Origin of the sequence: Paenibacillus popilliae ATCC 14706, assembly GCF_000315235.1 — a bacterium.
Classification (GTDB): Bacteria; Bacillota; Bacilli; order Paenibacillales; family Paenibacillaceae; genus Paenibacillus_B; species Paenibacillus_B popilliae.
The window spans coordinates 1-514 of record NZ_BALG01000098.1; the positions used below are offsets into that span (position 1 = coordinate 1).

1 protein-coding gene is annotated in these 514 nt (G+C 44.2%); it reads left to right on the forward strand.

Features of this window, described 5'->3' with window-relative positions; all coding sequences use genetic code 11:
• Positions 1 to 146: 146 nt before the first annotated feature.
• Positions 147 to 514, forward strand: a 368-nt coding sequence (locus PPOP_RS08680) for an ATP-binding cassette domain-containing protein (protein ID WP_006285859.1), incomplete at its 3' end; no start/stop codon positions are given.

The window sequence follows — 514 nt, forward strand, 5'->3', positions numbered from 1 at the left end:
ACCAATGTGTTATCGCCAGATTCGCTTGGGATGCCCTTGTCGCTGTTTTACACGATCAATATCCTAACTATGGCTATCTTCATCTATGTCAATATGACAAGATCGAATTCGGTTATGATTGAAATGAATTGAGGAGGGTGTTCCAGGTGACAGAACCTGCAATCCAAGTGACGCAGCTAACGAAACGTTTTAAACATGCTTCCATTTTTGAAAATATTTCTTTTGCACTGCTCCCCCAGCAAATTTATGGATTTATCGGCCATAACGGGAGCGGAAAATCCGTGCTTTTTAAAATGATATGTGGTTTTTTGGCACCGGACGCGGGCACCATCCACGTGTTCGGACAACAGATCGGCAAGGATGCTGATTTTCCCGCGCGTACCGGCGTAATTATTGAGACCCCGGGCTTCCTTGAACATCACTCTGCCTTCCAGAATTTGAAATATTTAGCTTCGATTCGAAACGTAATGTCGGAGGCAGACATCAAGGATGTATTAAGAACGGTTGATCTGGA